This is a genomic window from Spirosoma harenae (assembly GCF_054776975.1).
In genome coordinates, this window is sequence record NZ_BAAHBD010000039.1 from 171954 (window position 1) to 184876 (window position 12923).

Here is a 12923-nt window from a genome sequence, read left to right on the forward strand (position 1 = left end):
ATGGAAACGTGTCCAAATTGCTCAGCTACGTTAGAACAGCATTTTGCATACTGCCCTAATTGTGCACAGACAAAGGACCTGCCTCGCTTTAAAATCAGCCATATTCTCGACGAGTTTTTTCAAGCTATTTTTAGCGTCGATAAAGGTGTTTTGTCTCTAACAAAAGATCTGGCACTTCACCCAGGAGCAACTGCCCGCGAGTATATCATTGATCGGAAACGCAAAAAATATTTCAATCCGTTCTCATTTCTACTGCTGGTATTAGGCCTAAACTTATCCGTAAATAGTCTGGTAAAACCTTACACAGCTGGATTTACGACGCAGAAAACCAGCCAACGTGTAGCAAAAAACATCTCCAAAGAAGAGTTGCCTTATTATGAGCGACGACGACAGTCTACGCTTTTTATTGAAGAAAATATCAACGTGATTGGTTTAGCGGCTATTCCCGTTTTTGCGCTCGTTTTCTGGCTCTACTTCCGCCGAAGTGGTATTGATTACGCTGAGCATCTGGTCGCTCAGGTTTTCTTTTCGAGCTTTTTCTCGTTGACCAGCATTCTGGCCATCCTGATACTTGGTTTTCTTCTGAATGACTATTTGCCATTCCTGAACCGATCACTCCTCATTTTTCAACTCATTTATCTATCCGTTGCCTATTACCAATTCCTGAATTACCACAAGTTTACAGGTTACCTGAATACTCTCATAGCCACTGTATTAGCCCTTGGTAGTTGGGTAGTATTATCCGGTGGAGCCGTTTTTCTATACATTAAATTCGGCTAGCAATCCATTAGCGATATAAAACAAAAAGCCAGAACGGATTAGCATTCTGGCCTTTTGCAATACAATAAGTCGCCCGATTTATGCGAGTTTTTTCTCTATTTCCTCAACTTCAAGCATAGCCGTTTCCCACTCGTCCTGCAATTGAGTAATCTGGGCTGTTATACGTCGATATTCATCGTTCTTCGCTTGCATTAGTTTATCATCGCCGTAGGTAGCTGGATCAGCGAGTTCTGCTTCGAGTCGTTTTTTACGCTCTTCCAGCTGACCAATCTTCGTTTCTGATTCCTCAGCCTGCTGCGATAATTTTTTCAGTGTACGCTGCCACTCTTTCCGATCATTATCATTGGCAGTGGGCATAGGACTTGGAGTAGATGGTACCGTCTGATTAACTGTCGACTTTGAGTTCTTGCCCTCAGCCACTTGCCCTTTGCCCTCTGCCCGACGTTCTTCCATCCACCATTCGTATTCGTCATACGTGCCCGGATACTCTTTGATCTGTTCGTCTTCGATATACCAGATTTTATTGGCAATCTGCGATACAAAATATCGGTCGTGGGAAACAACTACATAGGTACCTTCGTATTGCTCCAGCGCCTGAATCAGAATGTTTACTGATTGCATATCCAGGTGGTTGGTCGGCTCATCAAGCAGCAGAAAGTTAGCCTGTGAAAGCAACACTTTCGCCAGTGCCACCCGCGACTTTTCCCCCCCAGATAACACTTTGATTTTCTTAAAAACCTCGTCGTTGGAGAATAAAAAGCAGCCCAATACCCCACGCAATTCACCTTCTGTTTTAGTCGGATTCGCTTGTTTCAATTCTTCAAGCAGCGAATCTTCTACGTTCAGTGACTCCAGCTGGTGCTGTGCGTAGAAACTGAAGGAGACATTATGACCCAACTGTCGACGACCATCGTTCAGCATTTCTGAACCTGAAATGATCCGCAACAGCGTCGATTTTCCCCGACCATTGGCCCCAATCAGCGCAACTTTATCGCCCCGTTCAAGTCGAATATCCGCATGGGTCAAAATCCGCTTGGCACCGTAATGTTTGGTAATATCTTCGAGATGTAGAATATGCCGACCAGGTTGGGTCGAGAACTGAAATTTGAAGTTCACCCGAGCCGATTCGTCAATCACCGCATCGACCAGTTCCATACGGGCCAGCTGTTTCACCCGGCTCTGCGCCTGTTTCGCTTTGGTCGCTTTAGCTTTAAATCGCTCAATAAACCGTTCCGTTTGTCGAATTTTAGCCTGCTGGTTTTCATAGGCTCCTTTCTGGATTTCATTTCTCAGTGCTTTTTCTTCCAGATAAAACGAATAATTACCAGGGTAATAATTGAGCTTGGCACCCGCTACTTCAACCGTTGTGTCGACCACATTATCCAGGAATTCGCGGTCGTGCGATACGACAATCACGGCCCCTTCGTAGGTCTGAATGTATTTTTCTACCCATTGGATAGAGGGCAGATCCAGGTGGTTAGTCGGCTCATCGAGCATGAGCAGCGATGGCTTCTGAAGTAATAATTTTGCCAGAATCACCCGCATCCGCCAACCTCCGGAGAAAGTCCGAAGTGGTTTTTGAAGATCGTCGGTTGAGAAGCCGAGACCTTCCAGAATTTCTTCAGCCCTTGCCTGTACGGTATAGCCATCAAGCGCATCGAATTCTTCCTGTACTTTTCCGAGCTTATCAACCAGTTCATCGCGATAATTTGTCTCCATTTCATGGAGCAACTCATCAATTTGAGTTTGAAGCTGATTCTGGCGTTCGAAAGCCTGCATGGCCACCGATAAAATTGACTCATCGGTTTGGTATGACAACAAATCCTGGTTTAAGAAACCGAGCGTTACGTCACCAGCTTTCGAGATTGAGCCTCCATCGGCCTGATATTCTCCATTGATAATGCGGAGTAATGTGGATTTACCGGTTCCATTAAGACCGATCAGACCGATTTTTTGACTTGGCTTGATATGAAGCGAGGCATTTTCATAAAGAGCCCGGCTCCCGAGGTAATACGAGAGGTTTGTGATGGAAATCATGGTGCAAATTTACCAAAAAGAAGCCGGATACTTGCGTTCATAAATTCCAAACGGTTATATTTGCACCCGCAAACAGCATAAAAGCCTCCTTAGCTCAGCTGGTAGAGCGACGCATTCGTAATGCGTAGGTCGCAGGTTCGAATCCCGTAGGAGGCTCATTTTCGTATAAAGGCTAATCAGTTTTAGAGTGAAAAACCTCTATATCAACTGATTAGCCTTTTTAGTTTTATAGCCTTTATTAAAGCCTATAAGAGAAAGTAAAGTAAATCCCTCCTGAAGTCTCCCCTGCTATATCTGCACTGATAAAGGTTGGCACATTCTGACCGAAGTAGCAAAGTCAACACCCTCGACTATCTGTCCCCCTTGACCCAGTTGGTTTACTCGTACTTTCCGTGCCGTTTCCTCACTCTGTGACGAGTAATCGATCCGTAATCTGTGGGACATGGTTAGTATAAAAAACAACGTTCATGAAAAACCTTTTTCGAAAACTGCCGGTACAGCGTATCGGCCCAGCAACCTTTGTTGCCTTTTTTATCCTATTCTTTGTTGCCGCTTGCCAGGATCACCGCATTCCGCTGCCCGGCCAATCGATCCAGTCTAATGCGCCCAAGCCTTCCTGGGGGCCAACCATCACTCCTCAAATGTTGGCAGTCATTGAGGAACTTGGGCGGCTCAGCCCCGTTCCGCTTTATTCGCTGCCACCTCAGCAGGCCCGCCAACAACCATCATTTAAAGATGCAGTCAATTCGCTGCTCGATAAAAATAAGATCGTGCGTCCGACCGCGAATGTCACAGTGACCCAGCAGATGATTCCGGGAGCCGGAGGGGTTTCCATTCCAATTGTGGTCTATACGCCTAATGGGGGTACAAGCCCAAAACCTGTTATTGTGTACTACCACGGTGGAGGCTGGGTAATTGCCAATACACAGGTATATGAATACTCTGTAATGGCTCTGGCTCAGTCAACAGGAGCTATTGTAGTATCGGTAGATTATCGTCTGGCGCCGGAAAATAAATTCCCAACGGCCCATGAAGATGCTTTTGCGGCCTATAAATGGGTGAAACAAAATGCGGCTTCGCTGAATGGGAACCCGACTAAAGTGGCTGTAGCTGGCGAAAGTGCCGGTGGAAATATGGCCATAACGGTTAGTATGATGGCTCGTGATCAAGGTGTGGGTTTGCCAGTACATATTCTGTCGGTTTATCCGGTGGCTGATAACAACCTGGATACCCCTTCCTACAACATCTATCAGGATGCTAAGCCACTGAACCGGCCTCTGGTAAAATACTTCACAGATAATTATTTCAACTCCCCAGCTGATGGAGATAGCCCATTGATTTCCTTAGTAGACAAAGCGAACCTAAGCGGGCTACCACCTACCACAATCATCGCAGCCGAAATTGATCCGCTACAGAGCGAAGGGATGGAACTGAGTAAGAAACTGCAAAACGTTGGTGTGAATGTCACGTATAAATTGTACAACGGCGTTACGCACGAATTTTTCGGCATGTATGCCATTGTCCCCGAAGCTCAACAGGCACAGGAGTTAGCCGCTACGCAACTTACGAATGCGTTTAACTAATGAATCTGTAGTTTACTGTTATACCCCTAAATCCCCTGAAGGGGACTTTTCTCAAGTGTTAAAATAGTCCCATTCAGGGGATTTAGGGGTATAACAGGCTGACAAAACCAAAGAATTATCCGTGAAAAGTAAATCCTAAAACAGCTTTAGTATCCTGAGCTAACGGATTCCAATCTCAACGTATATGATTTATGAAAAAAAGAATTCTGACCACGCCGTTGCTGTCCTTTACATTGGCAACCTGTTTATTAATCGCTTGCAATAAGAACGAAGTAGTTGATCCTCAAATTCCTGAGACCAACAAACAGCCAACCTCGGCACAGGTAGAGGGTAACGTCTTCGAACCTGCACTGGTGGAGGCTACCGATCAGCGGATCGCACAGTTGAAAGTACCGGCAGGCTTCAGCATTACGAAGTTTGCCGATCAGTTGGGTAAACCCCGAATGCTGGCTGTTAGCTCATCCGGTAATGTATATGTGACCAGTCGAGATGCCGGAACCGTTACTCTGCTACGCGATACGAATGCCGATGGAAAAGTCGACCAAAAACAGGTTGTAGCCAACATCAAGCAAGTACACGGTGTTACGATCTACGGAAATAAAATGTATCTGGTAGCTGTCAGAGAAGTTTATCGGGCGGATATAAATACCGATGGTACGTTAGCACAGCCGCAAATGCTAATCAGTAATTTACCCGACGGAGGTCAGCACCCAAACCGGACCATTGGTTTCGGCCCGGATGGCTTGATGTATCTTACTGTGGGTAGCACCTGTAATGCCTGTGCAGAACCCAACGCTGAAAATGCGACGATCCTACGCGCTAATGCAGACGGAACCGGCCGGTCAATTTTCGCTAGTGGCCTGCGGAATACGATTGGATTTGGCTGGCATCCGCAAACAAAGGAACTCTATGGGCTCGATCATGGAATTGACTGGCTGGGCGACGAGCAGCAGTTAGAAGAACTGAATCTGATTAAGCAGGGCGCTTATTACGGCTGGCCTTATATCTATGGCGACGGCAATTATAATCCGCACCCCCGACCCATGGGCGATACGACCTATGCGCAGATTCTGGCGAAAACAACCTTGCCGAGTTTATCCTACGATGCTCATGCGGCTCCAATGGGCATGGTGTTTTATACGGGTAGTATGTTCCCCACCGAATATCAAAACGATGCGTTTGCAACGATGCGTGGCTCCTGGAATCGTACGCAACCGTCGGGCTATAAAGTTGTGCGGGTTCATTTTGATAATGGCAAACCTACCCGCATCGACGATTTTGTGACGGGGTTTCTGGTGGATAACAATCAGTCGCAATTTGGTCGGCCGGTTGGTATTGCTACGATGCCCGACGGGACGCTGTTATTTACTGACGACAATAATGGGGTAATTTATCGAGTCGCGTATCAGAAATAAGTTGAGTATCTCATGCGCCTGCAAAGGCATAACCGGGAGATTTTCTTAAAAATTAAAGTAGGAGACGTAGTAGTTCAGAATGGTCTGTGTCGGTATAAATCGCTGATGCAGACCATTTTTCTACGGCTTTTCACCCAACCAATACCTCGCTGCTCCCTCGAATTTACCCATTTCGTAAGCCCTTTGTCCGATTTGACAGTTAAATATTGTGTTTCCACTAGACATAGACTTATGAGTGAATACCAGACGAAACACCACTGGTGGCAGGAAGGCATTATTTATCAGATTTACCCCCGATCGTATCAGGATAGCAATGGTGACGGCGTTGGCGATATTCAGGGGATTTTACAACGACTCGATTACGTTAAAGAATTAGGCGTTACAGCTATCTGGCTTTCACCGATTTACCCGTCGCCTATGGCCGATTTTGGCTATGACATTTCTGATTATGAGAATGTTCACCCTTTATTTGGCTCATTAGATGACTTCGATGAATTGGTGGTCGAGGTACATAATCGGGGGATGAAACTGATTTTGGATCTAGTTCCGAATCATACGTCGGATCAACACCCCTGGTTTCTGGAATCCCGCTCCTCGCGCGACAATCCAAAGCGGGACTGGTACATCTGGCAGGATAGTGGTCTCGATGGGGCTTTGCCGAACAACTGGCTGAGCGTGTTTGGTGGCTCGGCCTGGGAGTGGGACGAAACGACCCAGCAGTATTATTACCACGCGTTCCTGAAAGAACAGCCCGATTTGAATTGGCGCAATCCAGAGGTTCAGGAAGCCATGCTGGATGTAATGCGGTTCTGGCTGGAAAAAGGGGTAGATGGCTTCCGGGTGGATGTGATGTGGCACATGATCAAGGATAAGAATTTGCGCGATAACCCCGTAAATCTCAATTACCAGCCGCACATGGCGACTTATGAGCAACTGTTGCCCGTATATTCTACCGATCAGCCGGAGGTACACGACCTGGTGATGGATATGCGGCATTTGTTGGATAGCTATGACGACCGGATGATGATTGGCGAAATCTATCTACCTATCCATCAGCTGGTTGCGTACTACGGTATTGATGGTAAAGGTGCGCATCTGCCATTTAATTTTCAATTGTTGCTGCTTCCCTGGGACGCCCGGCAGATTGCGGCAGCCATTGACCAATACGAAGGCGCTTTGCCTGTTCACGGCTGGCCAAACTGGGTGTTGGGCAATCACGATCAATCTCGAATTGTCAGCCGGGTGGGGAAAGACCAGGCTGAGGTAGCGGCTATGCTACTGCTTACTCTAAGAGGAACACCAACTATTTACTATGGCGACGAGATTGGTATGCACGATGTACCTATTCCGTTTGAGGAGGTGCAGGACCCGCAGGGCTTAAATATGCCTGATAAAAACTTAAGTCGCGACCCATCCCGAACGCCTATGCAATGGGCAAGGATGCCCAACGCAGGTTTTACGTACGGAAAACCCTGGCTCCGGCTGGCCAGAGATTTTTTCCGAACCAATGTCGATCTGCAACAGCATGATTCCTATTCGATGCTTTCGCTGTACAAGCGACTCATTAAATTAAGACAACAAGAACCTTCGTTGCGGATTGGCGATTACACTCCCGTTTATGCCGATACGCAACTCATTGCTTACATACGACAATGGGAAGATGCGCCCCGCTTTCTGATTCTCCTGAATCTCAGCCATCGCCCGGCGTATTTCAAAGCTAAGGATAGCACACTCAACGGCGTCGTTGAAATCTCGACATCACCTGAATGGGAAGGAAGTCTGATAACGGACAGCATCAGTTTGGAAGGCGACGAGGGATTACTCATCCGATTAAACTAGCACTCTTATTTAGAAACGAATGAAGTCAATAGGTGCAAATTATACGGGAAACGGACATTGTGTATTCACGGTTTGGGCTCCGGAAAAAGAACGTGTGACTCTCCAACTCGTCGAGCCACTAGAACGGGAAATTCCAATGGAGCGTAGCGAATGGGGTTACTTCCGACTAGAACTGGATGACATAGAACCCGGTACGCGGTATTTCTATAAACTGGATAATCAGGGAACATTTGCAGACCCGGCCTCACAATGGCAGCCCGAAGATGTACACGGCCCCTCGGCGGTAGTTGACCATTCTACCTATGCCTGGCAAGACGCGGGATGGCGAGGACTACCGTTTCACGACCTGATTTTCTATCAACTACACGTAGGAACATTCACGCCAGAAGGAACATTTGAAGGCATTATTCCCCGGCTTGACGATCTGTTGCAGCTAGGCGTAAATGCACTGCAATTATTACCCATTTGTCAATTTCCCGGCGACCGAAATTGGGGATATGATGGCGTATATCCCTACTCGGTTCAACAATCTTACGGTGGACCTGAGGGGCTAAAAAAACTAGTCGATGCCTGTCATGCACGTGGTCTGGCTATTTTTCTGGATGGGGTTTATAATCACCTGGGGCCGGAGGGCAATTATTTCACCCAATTTGGCCCTTACTTCACGAACAAGTATCACACTCCTTGGGGTGATGCCTTGAATTTTGATCGGGACTGGTCGGATGGCGTACGGGATTACTTTTCGAATAATCCCCTGTACTGGTTCGAACATTATCATGTAGACGGCCTTCGGTTCGACGCGATTCATGAGGTATACGATACGGGCGCTGTTCATATATGGGAACTAGTACATACAAAAGTGAAGCAATTGGAGCAGCAGTTAGGTCGTAAGTTGTACCTGGTTGCTGAGACGGATTTGAACAGTCCACGAGTGCTTAAACCGACCGAATTAGGTGGATATGCATTTGATGCCCAATGGCTTGACGATTTTCATCACGCGCTGCATGTATTGCTCAATAAAGAAGGCAAAAAGCGCTACAGTGATTTTGGCCGCATGGAACAACTAGCTAAAGCGTATACCGACGGCTTTGTTTCCAGTGGTGATTATATGGACTTCCGAAAGCGAAAGTTCGGGGCTTCGTCCGCTGGAACACCCGGTGATCGATTCGTTGTCTTCAACCTCAACCACGATCAGGTCGGTAACTTATTGGGAACAGAGCGACTATCGAATCTAGTTGATTTCGATCGGCAGAAAGTAGCGGCTGCCGCTATATTGCTATCGCCTTATGTCCCGTTGCTGTTCATGGGAGAAGAATATGCTGAAGAATCGCCATTTTATTACTTTGTCAGCCATACCGATCCCGACTTAGTAGAGGCTGTGCGCAAAGGCCGTAAGAAAGATTTCGAAGCCTTTATCGGCGATGCCGAGTTGCCGGACCCGTTCGCCGAAACGACCTTTCTCGACTCGAAGATACAATGGCAAAAGCGCACCGACGGGAAACACCAGATAATGCTCACCTGGCATCGGGCATTGATTCAGCTCCGGCAAGCGGTTCCAGCTTTACGAAATGTCAGCAAAAACGATATTCGGGTAACAGTACTGAGTCAATCCGGTTTTGTACTGCATCGACAAACGGTTGATGGACAGCAACAACTAACCTGTCTGTTCAATCTGTCGGATGAAGAAATTCCTTACGCGCTACCCGTCTGGGTGAGTGTTTGGGAAAAACTGCTGGATTCAACCGAAAGGCAATGGCAGGAAATAGAGGGGGCGAAAAATGAAGGGTTACCGGTACAAGTTAAGCCTGGCGAATTGCTGACGTTGCCTCCCCGTAGTGTAAGTGTGTATAGAGGGAGATTGAATACGGATTGGGGCTGACCTCACCCCTAACCCCTCTCCTGTTTTAGGAGAGGGGCCGGGGGTGAGGTCGACTCTTTACTTCAACGCTTCTACCCAATCATGATGGCCACAATTGGAGCAGGTGTCGGTTGCTCGGTGTGGAGAAGGCTGTGCATTGCCGCAGTGATAACAAACGTATTGCCCCGGTGCTTTGGGCTGTTGAGCAATAAAATCAGTGTCCCATTCAGGTAGAATTGATAGACCAGGTTTTGGCGTAGGCTCCTCAATGAGTGTAAAAGCGCCATTTGCCTCCATGTACAGCCGTTTTACGTGCCCCAGATGCAATAAACCGCTAGATCGAAGCTGAGCAAAAAGCAATTCGCGGGTAATGCGCGACCCTTTCATATGGTCCAGCTGCATAACCGAATTCTCCACCATTGTGCTCAAAATATCCTGAGAAATACCCTCGAATTTCTCATTTTTGGCCGCCCAGTACGAAACAATCCGCTGGGTAAATATCACAATCAGGGCGATAATAAACGCGGGTAACAGGCCTCGATGTGCGTCCAGAATAGGTACCCCAATGGCGGCTGCTAATGAAATCATTGCCGCCATTTCATTCCGACTTAACTGCGAGGCCATGCGTCTGCCCATGAGTCTCATCGAACCTACCAGTAGTAAGTAGACAGCGGCTGCTCTAATCAGAATTTCGACATAAAAGATTCCCGGTACTTCCCCGACCAGAATCCGTTGCCAATCGTATAAATGAATATCTTCCTTGTTCATGCTGGTTTTATTGGATGGCGTCGGCCCAGTTATTGGCGTGGCAAATAGGGCAAGAAGCTAGTTTAGGGGCCGCCGGAAGGGTATTGCCGCAATTGGTGCAAGCCATACTTTTTTTATCGGGGTGTTGATGAATTGAATGAACTTCGTCGTCAGAGGATGGCAGGACGGATAAACCCGGTTTGGTTTCCTCATCCTGATACACACTGAACATGCCGTAGGCCTCTAAATACATCCGTTTTACCTTTCCCATATTGTACACATTCTCGCTGCGTAAAGCTGCGTAAATCTGTTGGTGAGAGAGCCGGTTTTTCGCCATCACATCCAGTTGGAGGATTCCATCTTTGATAATAGTCGTTTCAGTTCCCTGAATGGCCTGCTCGAATTTAGAACTTTTGAAACCTAGCAAGTTAGTGCCTCTCAGAAACGTTAGTGCACAAATCATGGCCAAAATGCCTGATAAAAGTCCCCGGTCGGGCAGCTGCATAGCGGGCGAAACAATGGCTCCCATAGTGAGCATTACGGCTAACTCCAGATTGGTGATCTGCCCATTCATTCGTTTCCCCAGCAGACGCAGGACAACCAGTAGGATCAGATAAATTAGCGATGTACGGATGAATACTTCGAGTAAGAATTCGGAGGGAGCGTCGCCAATCAATATTCGATGCCAATCATTCAGTTGAATATCTTCTTTCTTCATGCCCCCCTAACTTCTCATTTAATCAAAATGATTAGAGAAAAGCTAAGTTTTCTGATCTATTTATGTAATTACACAGATTATGAATAATTCGTAGGCCATAGCCTCACAAAAGGCTTTTATGACTAACAGATGGAGGTTGCCGGGGTTGAATTTATCAGCGAAAGATATGTCCATTCAGCACTTCTTCATGAAGAAATTAACGCTAAGTTTAGTCATCAGTTTATGTATTGCCTGCCAGAATAACCCTTCCGAAACAGAATCGAAAGAGATTCCGGCGGCTCCCATACCAACCGATTTCATCCAGGAACTGTGGTATAAAAACGCCCTTTTATACAGCGTTGATGTCGAAGTATTTAAAGACTCGGATCATGATGGCGTCGGCGATTTTAACGGCCTTACGCAACAACTCGGTTACTTGAAGAAACTAGGCGTTGAAACGATCTGGCTGGCTCCGTTTCAGCCCACACCAAACAAAGACGATGGCTACGACATTTCCGATTTTTACGGCATTGATAAGCGACTGGGTACAACCCAGGACTTCGACGAATTTATGCGTCAGGCCAGCCAGCAGGGGATTCGGGTGATTATGGACCTGGTTACGAATCACACCTCCGATCAGCATCCATGGTTTCAGCAAGCCCGTCAGCGCCCCGATTCGCCGTATCGTTCGTGGTACGTTTGGGCCAAAGAACGTCCGAAGAAATGGGATAGAGGGATGGTTTTTCCGGGCGTACAAAAAGATGTATGGACGCTTGACAAACAGGCTGGCGAATATTTCTACCACCGATTTTATGCGTTTCAACCGGATCTGAACATGCAAAATCCGGTTGTACAGCAGGAAATGCGCAAAATCATCCGGCATTGGCTCGACAAAGGCATTTCCGGTTTTCGGGTAGATGCCGTGCCGTTTCTTATTGAGATCGCTAACCCCGATTTCGATCCGGATAAGCCTGACCATCAATTCGATATCATTACTCAAATGCATCAGTTCATTCAGTGGCATAAACGAGATGCGATTGTGCTGGGCGAAGCGAATGTTGACCCAAAAGAGCAGGAACCCTATTTCGGAAAGGACGGCCAAAATATGCAGACGATGTTCAATTTTTTCGCGAATCAACATCTGTTTTACGCCCTGGCTACCGGCGAAACCAAATTACTCCGAAAAGCCCTGGACGATACCAAGAACATTCCTCCAACGGCACAGTGGGCACATTTCCTTCGCAACCATGATGAAATTGATTTAGGTCGGCTGAGCGATGCCGAACGTGGCAAAGTATACGACCGGATGGGTCCCGATTCGACCATGCAACTCTATGATCGGGGTATTCGACGCCGATTGGCGCCTATGCTGGGCGATAAACGGTTGATCGAATTGGCATATAGTGTTCTGTTTTCACTGCCCGGCATGCCCGTTATACGATACGGAGAAGAAATCGGCATGGGCGACGATCTGGGATTGCAGGAGCGATTATCGGTTCGTACACCCATGCAGTGGTCAAATGGTGTAAATGGAGGCTTTTCAGACGCGTCAAAAACCGTTCGGCCAATAATCAGCCAAGGTCCGTATGGTTATCCAAAGGTCAACGTGGCTGCTCAACAAGCCGATTCAACCTCGCTGCTAAATCAGGTTACCAAGTTGGCTAGGTTGCGCAAACAGTGCCCAGAAATCGGTTGGGGAACGTGGAAATTGCTCGATACGGGGTCGCAGCATGTGCTGGCTATTCAGTACGATTGGCAAGGCCGCTCGTTAGTAATGATTCATAATTTCAGCCCTGAGCCGCAACCCTGTGCGATAGCTACCTCGTTAAAAGCTAACCGTTCGTTGATCAACCTATCGACGAAGCAACCAAGTCAAGTTGACGCGAAAGGAGGGTATGCGGTTCAGCTACCAGGCTATGGCTATAGTTGGTTCCGGGTGATTAATGAATAACCATCATCTCACCTTT

9 protein-coding genes and 1 tRNA gene are annotated in these 12923 nt (G+C 47.3%); 7 read left to right on the forward strand and 3 right to left on the reverse strand.

Annotated features, from left to right (window positions below; all coding sequences use genetic code 11):
• The gene (locus ACYVE4_RS30565; protein ID WP_461044218.1) at nt 1-780 is read left to right on the forward strand and encodes a DUF3667 domain-containing protein; all 780 of its coding nucleotides are present in this window, start codon (nt 1-3) and stop codon (nt 778-780) included.
• A 78-nt stretch (nt 781-858) separates the two neighbouring features.
• Here ACYVE4_RS30565 and ACYVE4_RS30570 read toward each other — a convergent pair whose 3' ends face one another.
• Nucleotides 859-2817, reverse strand: coding sequence for an ABC-F family ATP-binding cassette domain-containing protein (locus ACYVE4_RS30570; protein ID WP_461044219.1), 1959 nt, complete (start codon nt 2815-2817; stop codon nt 859-861).
• Between the two features lie 83 nt (nt 2818-2900).
• On the opposite strand from ACYVE4_RS30570, the gene ACYVE4_RS30575 reads away from it, so the two are divergent.
• The 5 genes from ACYVE4_RS30575 (at nt 2901) to treZ (ending at nt 9533) form a co-directional block, all read left to right on the forward strand.
• Nucleotides 2901-2973, forward strand: a tRNA-Thr gene (locus ACYVE4_RS30575).
• Between the two features lie 311 nt (nt 2974-3284).
• Nucleotides 3285-4400, forward strand: coding sequence for an alpha/beta hydrolase (locus ACYVE4_RS30580; RefSeq protein WP_461044220.1), 1116 nt, complete (start codon nt 3285-3287; stop codon nt 4398-4400).
• A gap of 191 nt (nt 4401-4591) precedes the next feature.
• On the forward strand, nt 4592-5815 hold the full coding sequence (locus ACYVE4_RS30585; RefSeq protein WP_461044221.1) for a PQQ-dependent sugar dehydrogenase: 1224 nt from the start codon (nt 4592-4594) through the stop codon (nt 5813-5815).
• 231 nt (nt 5816-6046) lie between these two features.
• Nucleotides 6047-7654: an alpha-amylase family glycosyl hydrolase gene (locus tag ACYVE4_RS30590; protein ID WP_461044222.1), complete on the forward strand. Its 1608-nt coding sequence runs from the start codon at nt 6047-6049 to the stop codon at nt 7652-7654.
• Between the two features lie 19 nt (nt 7655-7673).
• Nucleotides 7674-9533, forward strand: a complete 1860-nt coding sequence (gene treZ, locus ACYVE4_RS30595; protein WP_461044223.1) for a malto-oligosyltrehalose trehalohydrolase — start codon at nt 7674-7676, stop codon at nt 9531-9533.
• A 57-nt stretch (nt 9534-9590) separates the two neighbouring features.
• Here treZ and ACYVE4_RS30600 read toward each other — a convergent pair whose 3' ends face one another.
• Together ACYVE4_RS30600 and ACYVE4_RS30605 are read right to left on the reverse strand one after the other, a co-directional pair.
• A complete protein-coding gene (locus ACYVE4_RS30600) occupies nt 9591-10280 on the reverse strand; it encodes a DUF421 domain-containing protein (RefSeq protein WP_461044224.1) in 690 nt (229 codons plus the stop codon).
• Between the two features lie 7 nt (nt 10281-10287).
• Entirely contained in the window at nt 10288-10977 is a 690-nt protein-coding gene (locus ACYVE4_RS30605; protein ID WP_461044225.1) for a DUF421 domain-containing protein, read from the reverse strand.
• 187 nt (nt 10978-11164) lie between these two features.
• Here ACYVE4_RS30605 and ACYVE4_RS30610 point away from each other — a divergent pair, with 187 nt between their 5' ends.
• Nucleotides 11165-12907 carry an alpha-amylase family protein gene (locus ACYVE4_RS30610; protein WP_461044292.1) on the forward strand — a complete coding sequence of 581 codons (1743 nt, stop codon included), beginning with the start codon at nt 11165-11167 and terminating at the stop codon, nt 12905-12907.
• The last annotated feature ends 16 nt before the right edge of the window (nt 12908-12923 follow it).

Bases quoted from the DNA above. Each gene is read 5' to 3' on its own strand.
- ACYVE4_RS30585 (WP_461044221.1), top strand. From the start codon at position 4,592: ATGAAAAAAAGAATTCTGACCACGCCGTTGCTGTCCTTTACATTGGCA.
- ACYVE4_RS30570 (WP_461044219.1), bottom strand. From the start codon at position 2,817: ATGATTTCCATCACAAACCTCTCGTATTACCTCGGGAGCCGGGCTCTT.
- ACYVE4_RS30590 (WP_461044222.1), top strand. From the start codon at position 6,047: ATGAGTGAATACCAGACGAAACACCACTGGTGGCAGGAAGGCATTATT.
- ACYVE4_RS30605 (WP_461044225.1), bottom strand. From the start codon at position 10,977: ATGAAGAAAGAAGATATTCAACTGAATGATTGGCATCGAATATTGATT.
- ACYVE4_RS30580 (WP_461044220.1), top strand. From the start codon at position 3,285: ATGAAAAACCTTTTTCGAAAACTGCCGGTACAGCGTATCGGCCCAGCA.
- ACYVE4_RS30600 (WP_461044224.1), bottom strand. From the start codon at position 10,280: ATGAACAAGGAAGATATTCATTTATACGATTGGCAACGGATTCTGGTC.
- treZ (WP_461044223.1), top strand. From the start codon at position 7,674: ATGAAGTCAATAGGTGCAAATTATACGGGAAACGGACATTGTGTATTC.
- ACYVE4_RS30565 (WP_461044218.1), top strand. From the start codon at position 1: ATGGAAACGTGTCCAAATTGCTCAGCTACGTTAGAACAGCATTTTGCA.
- ACYVE4_RS30610 (WP_461044292.1), top strand. From the start codon at position 11,165: ATGAAGAAATTAACGCTAAGTTTAGTCATCAGTTTATGTATTGCCTGC.